Here is a 17215-nt window from a genome sequence, read left to right on the forward strand (position 1 = left end):
CTTTGACACCATCGTGGCCATCCTGCAGCAGATCATCGACCGCCGGCTATCGGGCAAGAACAAGTCCATTGGCAACCGCGAGCGCTTTCTCCGGCGCTACAAGGGGCAGATCCAGGAGGCGGTGCGGCGCGCAGTGAGCGGCCGCAACATCCGCGAACTGGAGCATGGCGAAGACGTGACCCTGCCGCGCCACGATGTGTCCGAACCGGTGTTCGGCCACGCGCGTGGCGGCGACCGCGAGTACGTGCATCCGGGCAACCAGGAATACCTCAAGGGCGACCGCATCGCGCGGCCCGAAGGCCAGGCCGGCGGCGGTTCGGGCAGCGGTGAAGCGGGCGACGGCGGCGAGGGTGAGGACGACTTCGTCTTCCGCCTCACGCGCGAAGAATTCATGCGCGTCTTCTTCGACGACCTCGCGCTACCGCACCTCATTCGCACCCAGATCGCCGACGTGCCCGAGTGGAAGAGCCACCGCGCCGGCTTTACCAGCGACGGCTCGCCCAACAACCTGCATGTGGTGCGCTCGATGCGCGGAGCGCTGGCGCGGCGCATCGCGTTGGGCGGCGAACCACGCAAGGAACTCAAGCGCCTGGAAGCCCACCTGCTTCACCTGCAGCAACATCCGCAGGCCGCAACGGCGCTGATCGAAAAGGAAATCCGCGACACCGAAGCGCTCATTGCCGAGCTGCGCCGCACCATGCGGCACGTGCCCTACATCGACCCCATCGACCTGCGCTACCGCAACCGCGTGAAGACGCCCGTGCCCAGCGCCAAGTGCGTGATGTTCTGCCTCATGGACGTGTCGGGCTCGATGGACGAGGCGCGCAAGGACATGGCCAAGCGCTTCTTCATGCTGCTCTACATGTTCCTGACGCGCCACTACGAAACCATCGACCTGGTGTTCCTGCGCCATCACACGCAGGCACAGGAAGTGAGCGAGGAAGAGTTCTTTCACGCCACCGAAACCGGCGGCACCGTGGTGTCCAGCGCGCTGGTGCTGATGGACGAGATCATCAAGGCGCGCTACCCCAGCGGCGAATGGAACGTGTACGGCGCGCAGGCCAGCGACGGCGACAACTGGCACCAGGACAGCGGCCGCTGCCGCGAACTGCTGGTCGACAACATCCTGCCGGTGGTGCGCTACTACGCCTATGTGCAGGTGGCCGAGACCGAGCAGAACCTTTGGCAGGAATACGCGCAGCTCGAAGGCATACAGCCCAACTTCGCGATGCGCAAGGTCGCGGACGCCCAGGACATCTACCCGGTGTTCCGCGACCTGTTCAAGAAGGAAGGGGTCACCTCATGAGCACCATCATCGCCACCGAGCGTCCGCTGGAGCGCCTGCCCAGCCCGTCGGACTGGACCTTCGATCTCATCGAGACCTACCACACCGAAATCGCCAAGACGGCCAAGGGCTTCGGCCTGGACGTGTACCCCAACCAGCTGGAGGTGATCACCGCCGAACAGATGATGGACGCCTACGCCAGCGTGGGCATGCCCATGATCTACCGCCACTGGTCGTACGGCAAACAGTTCATCTCGACCGAGAAGAACTACAAGCGTGGCCACATGGGGCTGGCGTATGAGATCGTCATCAACTCCGACCCCTGCATCGCCTACCTGATGGAAGAAAACACCATGGCCATGCAGGCCCTGGTGATCGCCCATGCGGCCTACGGCCACAACAGCTTCTTCAAGGGCAACTACCTGTTCCGGATGTGGACCGATGCGTCGTCGATCATCGATTACCTGGTCTACGCGCGCCACTACATCGCCGAGTGCGAGGAGCGGCACGGCCTGGATGCTGTGGAGGAACTGCTCGACTCCTGCCATGCGCTGATGAACTACGGCGTCGACCGCTATCGCCGCCCGCAGAAGCGCTCGCTGGCGCAAGAAAGCATTCAGCGCGCGGACCGCGAGCGGCACATGCAGCAACAGGTCAACGACCTCTGGCGCACGCTGCCCAAGCGCGCGGAACAGGCGGCCGAGCACGACGCCGCGCGCCGCTTTCCTTCGGAGCCGCAGGAGAACCTGCTCTATTTCATCGAGAAGAACGCCGCGCTGCTCGAACCCTGGCAGCGCGAGGTGGTGCGCATCGTGCGCAAGATCGCCCAGTACTTCTATCCGCAGCGCCAGACGCAGGTGATGAACGAAGGTTGGGCCACCTTCTGGCACTACACGCTGCTCAACACCATGTACGAGCGCGGCCAGCTGGCCGACGGCTTCATGATGGAATGGCTCAGCTCGCACACGGGCGTGATCTTCCAGCCGCCGGTGGGCCACCGCGCCTACAGCGGCATCAACCCCTATGCGCTGGGCTTTGCGATGTTCACCGAGCTGCGCCGCATCTGCGAGAAGCCCAATGCGGAAGACCGCCGCTGGTTCCCCGACTACGCGGGCACCGACTGGGTCAAGACGCTCGACTACGCGATGCGCAACTTCAAGGACGAGAGCTTCATCGGCCAGTTCCTGAGCCCCAAGACGATGCGCGATTTCCGCCTGTTCTCGATCCGCGATTTCCAGAGCGAATCGGAGCTCGAGGTGTCCGCCATTCACGACGACAGCGGCTACCAGGCGCTGCGCGAATCGCTGTCACGCCAGTACGACATCGGCAGCCGCGAGCCCGACATCCAGGTGTGGAACGTCGCCACGCGCGGCGACCGCTCGCTCACGCTGCGCCACACGCAGCGCAACAACCTGCCGCTTCACGATGGCGCGGAAGAGGTGCTCAAGCACGTCGCCAGGCTCTGGGGCTTCGACGTGCACCTGGAGAGCATCGACAGCGTCGGGCGCATCAGCCGCAGCTGGAAGGCCGCGGCGCCCAAGCAGATGTACTAGCGGGTCAGGGCACCAGTGCGGCAATCGCCAGCGTGTAGCCTTTGACTCCCAGCCCCACGATGATCCCGCGCGCCGCGGGCGAAATGAACGAGTGGTGGCGAAACTCTTCGCGCGCATGGACGTTCGAGATGTGCAGCTCGATCACCGGCACGCTCGCGCCCTTGATCGCATCGTGCAGCGCAATCGAGGTGTGCGTGTAGGCGCCGGGGTTCATCACCACGCCCAGCATGTGGCCGGCGGCCACTTCGCGGCCTGCTTCCTGGATCCAGTCGATCAGCACGCCTTCGTGGTTCGACTGGCGGCATTCGATGTCCACACCGTGCTTGGCACCCGTTTCCTTGCACAGGCGCTCCACATCGGCCAGCGTGTCGCGGCCGTATTGCTCGGGCTCGCGGGTGCCGAGCAGGTTGAGGTTGGGGCCGTTGAGGACGAGGATTTTCTTCATGATGAATGAGGGTCGAAGCGGAGGCCGCCAATTATGGTCTTGCGGCCCGCCGCCGGCCTGCCGAACATGCGAAGCTCCTGCCCCATGAACACAGACACCATGGCCTTCTGGCACCCCGTGGCCCGCTCGGCCGAGCTGCGCCCCGGCGCCAACATCGTCGCCGGCTTCGCAGAAGGCCGGGAGCTCGCGCTCTGGCGCTCGACCGACGGCACGCCCCAGGCCTGGGACAACCGCTGCCCGCACCGCAGCGTGCGCTTCACGCTGGGCCGCGTGGTGCAGGACCGCCTCGCTTGCGCTTACCACGGCTGGGAGTACGCCGCGGGCGACGGGCAGTGCGTCCGCATTCCTGCGCACCCGGCGATGCCGGCGCCGCGCAACGTCTGCGCCGAGGTGTTCGGCGCGGTCGATGCGGCGGGCATGCTGTGGGTCAACCTTGCTTCGGAGACGCCGCCCACCTCGCCGGCGCTGGCCGATGCCGTGCCGGCCGGCTGGCACTTCTGCCGCACGTTGACGCTGCGCGCCGGCGCGCAGGACGTGCACGATGCACTCGCACGGCGCGGCTTCGCGATCGACGCAGCATCGGGCGCATGGCAGGGCGCGCTCGGCGAAGTGAACACCGCCGCACTGCTGCTCGACGCACAAACCCACCTCGCCTTCATCCACCTGTGGACCGAAGCACCGCCAGGCTCCGACGCAATGAAGGCCCTGCACGCCGCCGCGCGCGGCCTGCGCGCCACCATCGAAACGCCACCGCAAGGCTGAGAGATCACGATGCCCTTCATCACCGACGACCCCAACATGCGCCGCGACTGGCTGGTTGCCGGCCCCGCCACCGCCGAGCCGCGCACCACGCGCCTGCTGGGCGAAACCATCCGGCTCTGGACCGACGCAAGCGGCACGCCCCACTGCCGCCTGGGCGACGAACCGCTGGCGGTGCAATCGCGCTACGGCTACTTCTGGGTCTGCCCCGACGGCCGACCGGTGCGCGCGCTGTTCGACTTTCCCGAGTACGCCGAGCCCGGCCGCCGCACCATCGACTGCGGCGGCATCGGCGTGGCAGTGTCGGGATTGCGCGTGGTCGAGAACTTCCTGGACATGGCGCACTTTCCGTTCGTGCATGCGGACTATCTGGGCAAGGTGCCGCACACCGAGGTGGCGAAGTACAAGGTCGACGTGGATCCCGCCACCGGCGAAATCTGGGCGACCGACTGCCGCTTCTGGCAGCCGCGCGCCTCGGCCGCGCACGACAGCGGCAGCGAGGTGCGCTACAGGTACCGCGTGATGCAGCCCTTCTCGGCCATGCTCTACAAGTCGAGCTTTCGCGCGGGAGCGCTCGACGCCATCGGTCTCTTCCTGCAGCCGATCGATGAAGAGCATGTGATCGCGCACACGCTGCTGGCCTGCTACGACGACAACTCCACCGACGCCGAGCTCATTGCGTTCCAGCACACCATCTTCGGACAGGACAAGCCGATCCTGGAGAACCACGCCTTCAAGCGCATGCCGCTCGAAGGCCGCGCCGAGACGCCGACACGCGGCGACACCGCCTCGGTCAGCTACCGCCGCTGGCTGCGCGAGCGCGGCATGCGCTTCGGCGTGCTGCAACCCGCGGGGGCCGCCGCATGATCAAGCTCCACGACTATCCGCTGTCGGGCAACTGCTTCAAGGTGCGGCAGATGCTGGCGTGGCTGGGCATTGCATACCAGACCGTGCCGGTCGATTTCTACCCGGGCCGCGCGCACAGGTCGGCCGCGTTCCTGAACGAGGTCAACCCGCTCGGCCAGCTCCCGGTGATCGACGACGACGGCTTTGTGCTGCGCGATGCGCAGGCCATCCTGGTCTACCTCGCGAGCCGCTACGACAGCTCGCGCCGCTGGTACCCCGACGACCCGAAGCTGCGCGGCCAGGTCGCGATGTGGCTCGCCACCGCCGACGAGATCACGCGCACCGCGTCGGCCGCCCGCCTGCATGATGCGTTCGGCTACCACCATCTGGACATCGCCGCCTGCCGCAGTGGCGCGCTCGCCGTGTTCCGCGTGCTCGACGACCACCTCGCCGAACAGGCCAGCGCGGGCCTGCGCTGGCTGGCTTCGGCGCCCGAGGCGACGATTGCCGACCTCGCCTGCTTCCCTTATGTGGCGCTGGCCGGCGAAGGCGGCATCTCGCTCGACGAGTTTCCGGCCCTCCGGAACTGGGTGTGGGATTTCCGACACCTGCCCGGGTTCATCGGGATGTCGGGTATCTTCCCTGCTGGCCCTGCCTGAGTATTCTTGGGGTCCGCCCCTCCCTCCTCCTCTTTCCCCCGAACCCGCCATGAAAACCAAAGCCGCCGTCGCCTGGAAATCCGGAGCCCCCCTCACCATCGAAACCGTGGACCTCGAAGGCCCGAAGTTCGGCGAAGTGCTGGTGGAGATCAAGGCCACCGGCATCTGCCACACCGACTACTACACGCTCTCGGGCGCCGACCCCGAAGGCATCTTCCCCGCCATCCTGGGCCATGAAGGCGCGGGCATCGTGGTCGATGTGGGCCCCGGCGTCACGACGCTCAAGAAGGGCGACCACGTCATTCCGCTCTACACGCCCGAGTGCCGCCAGTGCAAGTTCTGCCTCTCGCGCAAGACCAACCTCTGCCAGCAGATCCGCGGCACGCAGGGCAAGGGCCTGATGCCCGACGCCACCTCGCGCTTCAGCCTCGACGGCAAGCCCATCTTTCACTACATGGGCACTTCCACCTTCAGCAACTACACGGTCGCCCCTGAAATTTCGCTCGCCAAGATCCGCGAGGACGCGCCCTTCGACAAGGTCTGCTACATCGGCTGCGGCGTCACCACCGGCATCGGCGCGGTGATCTTCACGGCCAAGGTGGAAGCCGGCGCCAACGTGGTGGTGTTCGGCCTGGGCGGCATCGGCCTCAACGTGATCCAGGGCGCGAAGATGGTCGGCGCCGACAAGATCATCGGTGTGGACCTGAACCCCGAGCGCGAAGCCATGGCCCGCAAGTTCGGCATGACGCACTTCATCAACCCCAAGGACACCGAGAACGTGGTCGATGCCATCGTTCAGCTGACCGACGGCGGCGCGGACTACAGCTTCGAGTGCATCGGCAACACCAAGGTGATGCGCCAGGCGCTCGAATGCACGCACAAGGGCTGGGGCCGCAGCATCATCATCGGCGTGGCCGAAGCGGGTGCCGAGATCAGCACGCGGCCGTTCCAGCTGGTCACCGGCCGCAAGTGGGAAGGCTCGGCCTTCGGCGGCGCGCGCGGCCGCACCGACGTGCCGAAGATCGTGGACTGGTACATGGAAGGCAAGATCAACATCGACGACCTGATCACGCACACCATGCCGCTGGAGGACATCAACAAGGGCTTCGACCTGATGAAGCGCGGCGAGTCGATTCGCGGCGTGGTGCTTTACTGACCCCCAGTCTTCGCGCACTTCGTGTCGCTTCGCCAACCCCCTTTCAGGGGGCAACACCAGCGGCCCGGCAAAGCCGGTTCCGCGGTGTTCCCGGACTAACTGCCGCGTGCTCTATGGAGGTGAGTCGGTGATTGAAAAAATGGAGCCCCTGCACAAGATCAAGGCAGGCGTCCTCGATGTTGCATATCACGAAGCCGGCCCGGCAAGCGGCCCGCCCGTGCTGCTGATGCACGGCTTTCCGTACGACATCCACACGTATGCCGAAGTCGCGCCGATGCTCGCGGAGCAGGGCTGCCGCGTGATCGTGCCGTACATGCGCGGCTACGGCGCAACCCGTTTCCTCAGCAACGCCACCCCGCGCTCGGGCGAACAGGCGGCCTTCGGCGCCGACCTGCTCGCGCTGCTCGACGTGCTCAAGATCGAGCGTGCGGTGCTCGCCGGCTATGACTGGGGCGGCCGCGCCGCCTGCGTGGTCGCGGCGCTGTGGCCCGGACGCTGCGCGGGGCTGGTCTCGCTCAACAGCTACAACATCCAGAACATCGCGAAGGCCATGGAGCCGGACACGGCCGAGAACGAGCACAGCCTCTGGTACCAGTACTACTTTCACAGCGAACGCGGCCGAGCCGGCCTCCAGAAAGACCGCAACGCGGTCGCGAAGCTGCTGTGGAAGCTGTGGTCGCCGACCTGGCGCTTCGACGACGCCACCTTCGCGCGCAGCGCCGCCGCCTTCGAGCACCCTGACTTCGTCGACGTGGTCATCCACTCGTACCGCCACCGCTTCGGCCTCGTGCCCGGCGACCCGGCGTATGCCGAGATCGAACGCCGCCTCGCCGCGCAACCCACGATCGCCGTGCCGGCCATCACCTTCGACGGCATCGACGACGGCGTGCGTCCGCCTGCCGATGCCTCGGCCCATGCGCACCGCTTCAGCGGACCGCGCTCGCACCGCCTCGTGCCCGGCGCGGGCCACAACCTGCCGCAGGAAGCGCCGCGCGTCTTCGCCGATGCGGTTCTGGAACTGGTGCTTCCATTGAGGACCCTCACCCCATGACCGACAACACCCCCCAGACCCTTTCCACGCACCATGCGTTCGGCGGCGTGCAGAGCTTTCACGAGCACGCCTCGCAAGAAATCGGGTTGCCGATGCGCTTCTCGGTCTACCTGCCGCCGCAGGCCGCGAAGGAGCCCGTGCCGGCCTTGCTCTACCTTGCGGGCCTCACCTGCAATGAGGAAACCTTCGCGGTGAAGGCCGGCGCGCAGCGCATGGCCGCGGGCCTGGGCCTGGCGCTGATTGCGCCCGACACCAGCCCGCGCGGCCCGGCCGCCGAATGCGTGCCCGGCGCCAGGGACGACTGGGACTTCGGCATCGGCGCCGGCTTTTATCTCGACGCCACGCGCGAGCCCTGGTCCACGCACTGGCGCATGGAAAGCTGGATCGTCCACGAGCTGCTGCCGCTGGTGGCGCAGCACTTTGCCATCGACGGTCAGCGCATCGGCATCTTCGGCCACTCGATGGGCGGGCACGGCGCGCTCACGCTGGCGCTGCGGCATCCGGGGCGGTTCAGGTCGCTCTCGGCCTTTGCGCCGATCTGCGCACCCACCGAGTGCCCGTGGGGCGAGAAGGCCTTCGGCGGCTACCTCGGCGCATCCGGCGTGGACCGCGCGCAGTGGCTCGCGCACGATGCGAGCGCGCTGATGCGCTCGCAGACGGTCGCGCCGTATCCGCAAGGCATCCTCATCGACCAGGGGCTGGCCGACAAATTCCTGGCCGAGCAATTGCACCCCGAAGCCTTCGAAGCCGCCTGCTCCGTCGCGGGCCAGCCGCTCACGCTGCGCCGCCACGCGGGCTACGACCACGGCTACTACTTCATCCAGAGCTTCATGGCCGACCACATCGCGCACCACGCGCAGACGCTGCACGCCTGAACGGAATCCGCATGTCCGCCGCTCAAATTCCTGCCTTCCATCTGCGGTCGCGCGACGGCGGTGCCGAAGAAAGCATGGTGCTGGCCGGCATCTGGCGCCGCGCCTGGACCGCGGCCAACCGCGGCGCCGCCGGCATCGAGCCCATCGCCCACTGGCTGGGCCGCGTGCAGGCCGAATTCGTGGCGCCCGCCGACACGGTGCTGGCCGAGCGCGACGGCCAGGTGCTCGCATTCATGGTGCTGCTGGAGCGGCGCGAGTACGTGGCCCAGCTGTTCGTGGAGCCGCACCTGCGCAACCAGGGCCTCGGGCAGGCCCTGCTCGACGAAGCCTGCGTGCGCATCCCCACCGGCTGGCGGCTGCACGTGGCCACCACCAACACCGCCGCGCAGCGCTTCTACGAACGCTACGGCCTCGTGCGCGGCACGGTCGATCACCACCCGACCAGCGGCCGCGAACGCATTGCCTACCATTGGTCGCCCACGCGCCCGCCGTGGCGGATGGGCTGAGCGGCATGAGCGAATTCGTTCAAAGCCTGCACGAGGTCTTCGAGCGCCTGGGCCGCATCCAGACGCGCCGCATGTTCGGGGGCCACGGCGTGTGGCACGAGGGCCGCATGATCGCGCTCGTGTTCAAGGACACGCTGTACCTGAAGTCCGATGCCACCAGCGCCGCGCATTTCGACACGCTGAACCTGCCGCCCTTTACCTACGAACGCCAGGGCAAGGCGATGCCGATGTCCTACCGGCTGGCGCCCGCCGATCTCTTCGAGGACCGCGAAGAGGCCGCGCTCTGGGGCCGCCGCGCCTATGAGGCCGCATTGCGCTCGGGCCAGCCGCCCAGGCCAAAGAAAACGGCGGCCGCCAAGACGCCCGCGAAAAAGACATCCACCCATAAAGCACCTGCGAAGAAAGCCCTCGTGAAGACAAAGAAAGTTCCTCGGTGATCGACGACGCCTCCGCCTTGCAGCCCCTGCCCGAACGCGAGCAGATCGCCCTGCTCGAGCCCTTCGAGGGCCTGGGCCTGAGAGACATCGTGGTCGTCACCACGCTGCGCGAAGCCGAGGATGCGGCCGCAGCCTTGCTGGCTGCGGGCGTGGCCGGCTTCGACACCGAATCCAAGCCGACCTTCGCGAAGAACGAGGTTTCGGGCGGGCCGCATGTGGTGCAGTTTTCCACGCGCGACACGGCCTGGCTGTTCCAGCTGCACCGCACCGAATGCAACCCGGTGGTCGCCGCGCTGATCGCCTCGACCGCGCTCAAGAAAGTGGGCTTCGGCCTCTCGAGCGATCTCACGCTGATCCGCAACCGCCTGGGCATCGAGCCGCAGGCGGTGCATGACATCGACGATGAGTTCCGCCGCCGCGGCTACCGCAAGTCGGTGGGCGTGAAGGCCGCGGTGGCACTGGTGTTCGACCGCCGCTTCATGAAGTCGCGCAAGGCCACCACCTCGAACTGGGCCAACAGGCAACTGACGGAAGCGCAGATCCGCTATGCGGCCAACGACGCCTATGCGTCGATCTGCGTGTACGACGCGCTCCTGCCTACTTCCTGAAGCGACAACAAGCCAAAGCGCTTGTTGCAACCCCCCAATAATTCAACGATACTTGAATTATGGAAGAAAATGACGTCGTCCGATCTCTGGCTGCCCTGGCGCAGCCCGTTCGCCTGAGGGTGTTTCGTGCGCTGGTGGTGGCCGGGCCCGCAGGCCTGACACCCGGCGCGCTGACCGAAGCCCTGGAGGTTTCGGCCACGGGCTTGTCCTTCCACCTCAAGGAGCTGGTGCATTCGAACCTGATCTCGCAAGAGCGGCAGGGCCGTCACCTGATCTACCGCGCGTCCTTCGACCGGATGAACGCCCTGCTCGGCTACCTCACCGAGAACTGCTGCGAAGGGCAGGCCTGCGTGGCGGAGACCGATGCCTCGTGCGCTTGCTGAGCCAAGCGCAGCGCCTTCCGCCGAACGCCATCTCCGCGATGGCCCCCATCCAAAGCCGTTGAAAGCCCCCCATGACCGAACGCAAACACAACGTCCTCTTCATCTGCACGGGCAACTCCGCCCGCTCCATCCTGGCCGAGGGCATCCTCGATGAGCTGGGTTCGAACCGCTTCACCGCCTATTCGGCAGGAAGCCATCCCAAGGGCGCGGTGCATCCGTTGGCGCTGGCCACGTTGCGCAACCTGCGCTTCAGGGACACCGGCTACCGGAGCAAGAGCTGGGGCGAGTACGCCAAAGACGGCGCACCGCACATGGACTTCGTCATCACCGTGTGCGACCAGGCCGCGGGCGAGGTCTGCCCGGTCTGGCCCGGCCAGCCCATCACCGCGCACTGGGGCCTGGCCGACCCGGCGGCCGTCGAAGGATCGGACGAGGCGAAGCAACGCGCCTTCACCGACGCGGCGGTCACGCTCAAGCGCCGCATCGAGTTCCTGCTTTCGCTCCCCCTGGCCAAGCTGGAGACGCTGGCCATCCAACGCGAAGTTCGCGACATCGGAACCCGCTGACATGACGACCCACATCCTCATCCTCTGCACGCACAACTCGGCACGCAGCGTGCTGGCGGAGGGCATGTTCAACCATTGGGCGCAGGCACTGGGCACCGATGCGCGCGCCCACAGCGCAGGCAGCGCGCCGAGCGGGCGCATCAACCCGATGGCCGTCGAGGTGCTCGAAGCGGCGGGCATCGATACCTCCAGCTATCGCAGCAAGAGCTGGGATGAATTCGCGGCACCCGGCGCGCCGGCCCTGCGCGTGGTGATCACGGTGTGCGACAGCGCGGCAAACGAAACCTGCCCCTACTGGCCCGGCTCGCCCGTGACCATGCACTGGGGCTACCCCGACCCGTCCAACGCCGGAACGAACGCCGAAGAAAAGCGCGCCGCCTTCGAGTCCACCCGGCAGGCCATCGGCGAGCGCATGCGCAAGCTGGCGCAAACACCCTTCGACACGCTGGACGACGCGCAACTTCGCGCGGCCCTTCAAGGCATCTGATCCGGGGGGCGGGAGATTCCCGCGCCTTGTGCATCTCCGACGCGAGCCATCGCAAAGCATCGCAAAGCATCGCAACCCATCGCAATCCAAGAAAAAACTTTCCAATGCTCGCGGCCATCCTGATCTTCATCTTCACGCTCGTGCTGGTCATCTGGCAACCTCGCGGCCTGGGCATCGGCTGGAGCGCTTCGCTCGGCGCCGTCATCGCGCTGCTCTTCGGCGTGGTCCACCTGGCCGACATCCCGGTCGTCTGGGGCATCGTGTGGAACGCAACCGCGACCTTCGTGGCCGTCATCATCATCAGCCTGCTGCTCGACGAGGCCGGCTTCTTCGAATGGGCAGCGCTGCACGTGGCGCGATGGGGCAACGGACGCGGGCGGCTGCTGTTCGCCTTCATCGTCCTGCTGGGCGCGGCGGTGTCGGCCCTGTTCGCCAACGACGGTGCCGCGCTGATCCTCACGCCCATCGTGATGGCGATGCTGGTTGCGCTGGGCTTCACGCCCGCCGCCACGCTCGCGTTCGTGATGGCGGCCGGCTTCATCGCGGATACGGCCAGCCTGCCGCTGATCGTTTCGAACCTGGTGAACATCGTCTCGGCCGACTTCTTCAAGATCGGCTTCAACGAATACGCATCGGTGATGGTGCCGGTGAACATCGCGGCCGTGCTCGCCAGCCTGCTGGTGCTCATGCTCTACTTTCGCCGCGGCATTCCCGCGCGCTACGACGTGGCCCAGCTCAAGGCGCCCGCCGACGCCATCCGCGACCCCGCAACCTTCAAGGCCGGCTGGATCGTGCTGGCGCTGCTGCTCATCGGCTTCTTCGGCCTGGAGCCGCTGGGCGTGCCGGTCAGCGCGGTGGCGGCCGTGGGCGCGGCCGTTCTTCTGGCCGTGGCGGCGCGCGGACATGTCATCAGCACGCGCAAGGTGCTGCGCGGCGCGCCCTGGCAGATCGTGATCTTCTCGCTGGGCATGTACCTGGTGGTCTACGGCCTGCGCAATGCGGGGCTCACCGGCCAGATCGCCTCGCTGCTGAACGTCTTCGCGGAAAGCGGCGTCTGGGGCGCGGCCATGGGCACGGGCTTTCTCACGGCCGCTCTTTCATCGGTGATGAACAACATGCCCACCGTGCTGATCGGTGCGCTGTCCATCGACGCATCGAGCGCGAGCGGCATCGTGAAGGAAGCCATGATCTACGCCAACGTGATCGGCTGCGACCTGGGCCCCAAGATCACGCCCATCGGCAGCCTGGCCACCCTGCTCTGGCTGCATGTGCTCCAGAAAAAGGGCACCACCATCGCCTGGGGCTACTACTTCAAGGTGGGTATCGTGCTGACCGTGCCCGTGCTGTTCGTGACGCTCGCCGCGCTCGCCCTTCGCCTCAACCTTTCTTTGCCATGAACGACATCACCATCTATCACAACCCCGCATGCGGCACCTCGCGCAACGTGCTCGCGCTGATCCGCAACACGGGCGACGAGCCCACGGTCATCGAGTACCTGAAGACGCCGCCCGACCGCGCCACGCTGGCGCGGCTGATCGCGGCCATGGGCGTGCCCGTGCGCGAGGTGCTGCGCCGCAAGGGAACGCCGTATGACGAACTGGGCCTGGACGATCCGAAGTGGACCGACGAACAGCTGCTCGACTTCATGGGGCAGCACCCGATTCTCATCAACCGGCCGATCGTGGTGACGCCGCTCGCCACGCGGCTGTGCCGGCCTTCCGAGGCGGTGCTCGACATCCTGCCGCGTCCGCAACAGGGCGTGTTCGCCAAGGAAGACGGCGAAGCCGTGATCGACGCGAAAGGCCAGCGTGTCGCCAAGCCCTGAACTGCCCCACGTCGACAGCAACGCCTTCCGCCAACCCGATCTGCAGGCGTTGCTGCCCGCGACGCGCGCCACCCACGCACCGCGCATCCTGCTGCTCTATGGTTCGCTGCGCGAGCGCTCCTACAGCCGCCTGTTGACCGAAGAAGCCGCGCGCCTGCTGAGCGCCATGGGCGCCGAGCCGCGCATCTACGATCCGCGCGGCCTGCCGCTGCCCGACGGCGAACCCGAAGACCACCCCAAGGTGCAGGAGCTGCGCGCGCTCGCGCAATGGGCCGAGGGCATGGTGTGGACATCGCCCGAGCGCCACGGCGCCATGACCGGCCTCATGAAAGCGCAGATCGACTGGATCCCGCTGGCCGTCGGCTCGGTGCGGCCCACGCAGGGCAAGACGCTCGCGGTGATGGAAGTGTCGGGCGGCTCGCAGTCCTTCAACGCGGTGAACCAGCTGCGCGTGCTCGGCCGCTGGATGCGCATGATCACCATCCCCAACCAGTCGTCGGTGGCCGAGGCTTTTCTGGAGTTCGAGGAGAACGGACGCATGAAGCCCTCGCCCTACTACGAGCGTGTGGTCGATGTGATGGAAGAGCTGGTCAAGTTCACGCTGCTCACGCGCGACTGCGCCGGCTACCTGGTCGACCGCTACAGCGAGCGGCGTGAAAGCGCGGAGGCGCTGTCCAGGCGCGTCAACCTGCGCAGCATCTGAGCGCGGCGAACACAGGGTGCAAGGCAGGACCACCACCACGGTGATGCTGGGCGTGGCCCAGACCCTTGCGTGGGCCTCGTCGTATTACCTTCCCGCGGTTCTGGCCGGCGCCATCGGCAAGGACGTCGGCATTTCGGCGTCCACCGTGTTCGGTGCCTTTTCGGTGGCGCTGCTCGTTGCGGCGGGCATCGGCCCCGTGGCCGGCCGGCTCATCGACCGCCTGGGCGGCCGACCGGTGCTCATCGCCAGCAACCTCGTGTTCGCCGCGGGGCTGGCCGCGCTGAGCCAGGCCACCCATGCGAGCCATGTCTTCGCGGCCTGGGCCCTGATGGGCCTGGCCATGGGCAGCGGCCTCTACGAAGCGGCCTTTGCCACCGTCGTGCGGTTGCACGGCCAGGAAGCGCGCAGGTCCATCACCGGCATCACCCTGTTCGCAGGCTTTGCGAGCACCGTCGGATGGCCGCTGTCGGCCTACCTGGAAAGCACCGTGGGCTGGCGCGGCGCGTGCCTTGCGTGGGCGGCATTGCACCTGGTGATCGGTCTTCCGCTCAATGTGCTGCTGCCGCGCGTTGCCCGCATCGACCGGGCGTCCAAGCAAGCTGCAGCCGCCGCGAATGACGCCGGCGCCGCACTGTCGCCGGCTCGGCAGCGCCGCGCCGCCGTCCTGATGGCCTACGTCTTCGCCGTCACCTGGTTCATCAGCACGGCGATGGCCGCGCACCTGCCCGCGCTGCTGCTGGCCAGCGGCGCCACGATGGCCGCGGCGGTCGGCATCGCCGCGCTGGTCGGGCCGGCCCAGGTGACAGGCCGGGTGATCGAGTTCACGCTCCTGAAGCGCGCGCACCCGCTGCTGTCGGCCCGCCTGGCCACGCTGGCGCACCCGCTGGGCGCGCTGTGCCTCGGCCTGCTGGGCACGTCGGCCGCCGCGGCCTTCGCGGTGCTGCACGGCCTGGGCAACGGCATCCTGACCATCGCCATCGGAACGCTTCCGCTGCTGGTCTTCGGAGCCAAGGGTTATGGGCAGCGCCAGGGTTTTTTGATGGTGCCGGCGCGTATCGTGCAAGCCGGCGCGCCCTTCCTGTTCGGCATGGCTGTTGCGCGGTGGGGCGACGGCGCGCTCTGGTTCTCCGCCCTGCTCGGCCTGTCCGCGTGCCTTGCGCTGGCGGTCATGACGGCCGACATGAGAAAGGCATCCCTTGTTGCAAAGACGCATTGAACCCGCAACCCGGGCCCTCGCATGACGCACGACGTGATCGTCATCGGCGGCGGCCAGGCGGCGCTGTCGGTCGCGTACTTCCTGAGGCGCACGCAGCGCTCGTTCCTGCTGCTCGATGCCGAGGAAACCGGCGGAGGCGCCTGGCAGCACGGATGGGATTCGCTGCGGCTGTTCTCGCCGGCGACGTGGAGTTCCATCGCAGGCTGGCCGATGCCCAACGCGAGCACCACCTACCCCGGCCGCGACCATGTGGTGAGCTACCTGCGCGACTATGAAAAGCGATACGCCCTGGAGGTCGAGCGGCCAGCGCTGGTGACCTCGGTCACGCGCACGGCGCGCGGCTTCGACGTGCAATCGGCCGACCGAGCCTGGTCGGCGCAAACCGTCGTGAGCGCCACCGGCACCTGGCGCAAGCCCTTCGTGCCCGACTACCCCGGCATGGCGAGCTTCTCAGGCCGCCAGCTTCATTCGGCCCACTACCGCAGCCCGGACGCGTTCAGGGGGCAACGGGTGCTGATCGTCGGCGGAGGCAATTCCGGCGCGCAGATCCTTGCCGAGGTGTCGCTCTCGGCGGCCCAGACCGTGTGGGTCACGCAGGAGGAGCCCGCGTTCCTGCCTGACGACGTCGATGGCCGGGTGCTGTTCGAGCGCGCCACGGCGCGGTGGCGCGCGCTCCAGGAGGGCAGGAACATCGATGGGCTCCCCGGCGGATTCGGCGACATCGTCATGGTGCCGCCGGTGGTGGACGCACGCGCCCGCGGGGTGCTGCGCTCGGCGAGGCCCTTCGAGCGCATGACGCCCCGGGGCGCCGTCTGGGCCGGCGGCACCGAGCGCGACTTCGACGCGGTGATCTGGTGCACCGGCTTCCGCCCGGCGCTGGACCACCTGGCGCCGCTGGGCATCGTGCACGACGCCCAGGTCGCGGTATCGGGGACGCGCGCGCTCGATGTTCCGGGCCTGTGGCTGGTGGGTTACGGCGAATGGACCGGCCCCGCATCGGCAACGCTGATCGGGGTCATGCGCACGGCCAGAAGCACGGCGAGCGAGATCGATGAGTTCCTTGGGGCGGAAAGCGGAGGCTGAGCCATCGACCGGGCAACATCGCCCCTCACTTGCCCCAGACCGCCTTGTACTGCGTGCGATACCCGTTGTCCGGATCGAACACGTTCTTCGGCCCGCCGTCCTTGCCCACGTTGCCCGCGGTCACCAGGTGCACCTTGGGCACATAACCGGACCACTTCTCCTTGGCGAAGGCGCGGTTGAGTTCGTCCACGATCTGCCAGCCCTGCATGTTCAGCGGCTCGGGCACCGTGCCAGCCTGGTAGCGCTGCGTGCGGATGCGCTGGTAGGCCGCCTCCGAGCCGTCGCCCGCCGACACCGCCTTGGGCGCCCCGTCGCCCTTCTTGCCCGCCGCGCTGAGCGAAGGGCCCATGAAGTCGAAGTACAGGTCGTTGATGGCCAGCGAGTGCGTCCACTTGGCGCCGAAGCGCTGCAGCAGCGACGTGGTGAGCTGCGGCATGCGGGTGGAGCTCTCGGCGATCGGACTGTCCTCGAAGCTCAGCACCGTGCAGCCCCCGCACTTCTTGATCACCGCCTCCATCGCGCGGGCCTTGTACAACGCAATGGCGTACTGCGAGTCGGTGAAGATCACCACGCCGGCCTTGCCGCCCGAATCGGCCACCACCCACGAAGCAGCCACATCGGACACGTCGTCGGTCACCGTGGTCACGTTGGCATAGAGGCCGGCCTTGTCGTTCGGTCCGGGCTGCTCGCCCGAGTGCCAGCCCACCAGCGGAATGCCGGACTTGGCCGCGCCCGAGAAGGCGGCCTTCTGCTCCGTCGTGTCGAAGCCGCC

21 protein-coding genes are annotated in these 17215 nt (G+C 67.4%); 19 read left to right on the plus strand and 2 right to left on the minus strand.

All coding sequences use genetic code 11. The features are described 5' to 3' along the window. Positions 1-13: 13 nt before the first annotated feature. Both ABIC90_RS15265 and ABIC90_RS15270 read left to right on the plus strand, forming a co-directional pair. Complete coding sequence (locus tag ABIC90_RS15265; RefSeq protein WP_354355259.1) at positions 14-1306, plus strand: YeaH/YhbH family protein; 1293 nt, start codon at positions 14-16, stop codon at positions 1304-1306. After that, a complete protein-coding gene (locus ABIC90_RS15270) occupies positions 1303-2838 on the plus strand; it encodes a SpoVR family protein (protein WP_354355261.1) in 1536 nt (511 codons plus the stop codon). The genes ABIC90_RS15265 and ABIC90_RS15270 overlap by 4 nt, the downstream gene beginning before the upstream one ends. A gap of 4 nt (positions 2839-2842) precedes the next feature. Here the strand turns inward: ABIC90_RS15270 and aroQ are convergent, their stop codons facing one another. Then, positions 2843-3283, minus strand: coding sequence for a type II 3-dehydroquinate dehydratase (gene aroQ / locus ABIC90_RS15275; protein ID WP_354355263.1), 441 nt, complete (start codon positions 3281-3283; stop codon positions 2843-2845). Between the two features lie 84 nt (positions 3284-3367). Here aroQ and ABIC90_RS15280 point away from each other — a divergent pair, with 84 nt between their 5' ends. The 17 genes from ABIC90_RS15280 (at position 3368) to ABIC90_RS15360 (ending at position 16443) form a co-directional block, all read left to right on the plus strand. Continuing rightward, positions 3368-4045: a Rieske 2Fe-2S domain-containing protein gene (locus tag ABIC90_RS15280; RefSeq protein WP_354355265.1), complete on the plus strand. Its 678-nt coding sequence runs from the start codon at positions 3368-3370 to the stop codon at positions 4043-4045. A gap of 9 nt (positions 4046-4054) precedes the next feature. Continuing rightward, on the plus strand, positions 4055-4909 hold the full coding sequence (locus ABIC90_RS15285; RefSeq protein ID WP_354355267.1) for an aromatic ring-hydroxylating dioxygenase subunit alpha: 855 nt from the start codon (positions 4055-4057) through the stop codon (positions 4907-4909). Continuing rightward, positions 4906-5547: a glutathione S-transferase family protein gene (locus ABIC90_RS15290; RefSeq protein ID WP_354355269.1), complete on the plus strand. Its 642-nt coding sequence runs from the start codon at positions 4906-4908 to the stop codon at positions 5545-5547. The genes ABIC90_RS15285 and ABIC90_RS15290 overlap by 4 nt, the downstream gene beginning before the upstream one ends. 49 nt (positions 5548-5596) lie before the next feature. Continuing rightward, entirely contained in the window at positions 5597-6703 is a 1107-nt protein-coding gene (locus tag ABIC90_RS15295; protein ID WP_354355271.1) for an S-(hydroxymethyl)glutathione dehydrogenase/class III alcohol dehydrogenase, read from the plus strand. Positions 6704-6833: 130 nt separating this feature from the next. Further along, positions 6834-7754 (plus strand): alpha/beta fold hydrolase, encoded by a 921-nt coding sequence (locus ABIC90_RS15300; protein WP_354355313.1) that lies wholly within the window; start codon positions 6834-6836, stop codon positions 7752-7754. After that, positions 7751-8629: an S-formylglutathione hydrolase gene (gene fghA, locus ABIC90_RS15305; RefSeq protein ID WP_354355273.1), complete on the plus strand. Its 879-nt coding sequence runs from the start codon at positions 7751-7753 to the stop codon at positions 8627-8629. The genes ABIC90_RS15300 and fghA overlap by 4 nt, the downstream gene beginning before the upstream one ends. An 11-nt stretch (positions 8630-8640) precedes the next feature. Continuing rightward, positions 8641-9135: a GNAT family N-acetyltransferase gene (locus ABIC90_RS15310; protein ID WP_354355275.1), complete on the plus strand. Its 495-nt coding sequence runs from the start codon at positions 8641-8643 to the stop codon at positions 9133-9135. 5 nt (positions 9136-9140) lie between these two features. Beyond that, entirely contained in the window at positions 9141-9572 is a 432-nt protein-coding gene (locus ABIC90_RS15315; RefSeq protein WP_354355277.1) for a TfoX/Sxy family protein, read from the plus strand. Further along, positions 9569-10180 carry a 3'-5' exonuclease gene (locus ABIC90_RS15320; protein WP_354355279.1) on the plus strand — a complete coding sequence of 204 codons (612 nt, stop codon included), beginning with the start codon at positions 9569-9571 and terminating at the stop codon, positions 10178-10180. Before ABIC90_RS15315 ends, ABIC90_RS15320 begins: the two co-directional genes overlap by 4 nt. Positions 10181-10239: 59 nt before the next feature. Continuing rightward, entirely contained in the window at positions 10240-10563 is a 324-nt protein-coding gene (locus tag ABIC90_RS15325; protein WP_354355281.1) for an ArsR/SmtB family transcription factor, read from the plus strand. A gap of 71 nt (positions 10564-10634) precedes the next feature. Further along, positions 10635-11129, plus strand: coding sequence for an arsenate reductase ArsC (locus tag ABIC90_RS15330; RefSeq protein ID WP_354355283.1), 495 nt, complete (start codon positions 10635-10637; stop codon positions 11127-11129). Position 11130: 1 nt separating this feature from the next. Next, a complete protein-coding gene (locus ABIC90_RS15335; RefSeq protein ID WP_354355285.1) occupies positions 11131-11616 on the plus strand; it encodes an arsenate reductase ArsC in 486 nt (161 codons plus the stop codon). Positions 11617-11720: 104 nt separating this feature from the next. Further along, entirely contained in the window at positions 11721-13013 is a 1293-nt protein-coding gene (locus ABIC90_RS15340) for an arsenic transporter (protein WP_354355287.1), read from the plus strand. Then, positions 13010-13441, plus strand: a complete 432-nt coding sequence (gene arsC, locus ABIC90_RS15345) for an arsenate reductase (glutaredoxin) (protein WP_354355289.1) — start codon at positions 13010-13012, stop codon at positions 13439-13441. The genes ABIC90_RS15340 and arsC overlap by 4 nt, the downstream gene beginning before the upstream one ends. Continuing rightward, positions 13425-14144: an arsenical resistance protein ArsH gene (gene arsH / locus ABIC90_RS15350; RefSeq protein ID WP_354355291.1), complete on the plus strand. Its 720-nt coding sequence runs from the start codon at positions 13425-13427 to the stop codon at positions 14142-14144. Before arsC ends, arsH begins: the two co-directional genes overlap by 17 nt. Before the next feature lie 16 nt (positions 14145-14160). After that, positions 14161-15360, plus strand: coding sequence for an MFS transporter (locus ABIC90_RS15355; protein WP_354355293.1), 1200 nt, complete (start codon positions 14161-14163; stop codon positions 15358-15360). A 21-nt stretch (positions 15361-15381) separates the two neighbouring features. Beyond that, positions 15382-16443, plus strand: coding sequence for an ArsO family NAD(P)H-dependent flavin-containing monooxygenase (locus ABIC90_RS15360; protein ID WP_354355295.1), 1062 nt, complete (start codon positions 15382-15384; stop codon positions 16441-16443). A 25-nt stretch (positions 16444-16468) separates the two neighbouring features. On the opposite strand, the gene ABIC90_RS15365 is transcribed toward ABIC90_RS15360, so the two are convergent. Beyond that, positions 16469-17215 (minus strand): substrate-binding domain-containing protein (locus ABIC90_RS15365; RefSeq protein WP_354355297.1); only part of this gene is annotated, 747 nt, incomplete at its 5' end.

This window comes from Variovorax boronicumulans, assembly GCF_040544675.1.
GTDB lineage: Bacteria > Pseudomonadota > Gammaproteobacteria > Burkholderiales > Burkholderiaceae_C > Variovorax > Variovorax boronicumulans_D.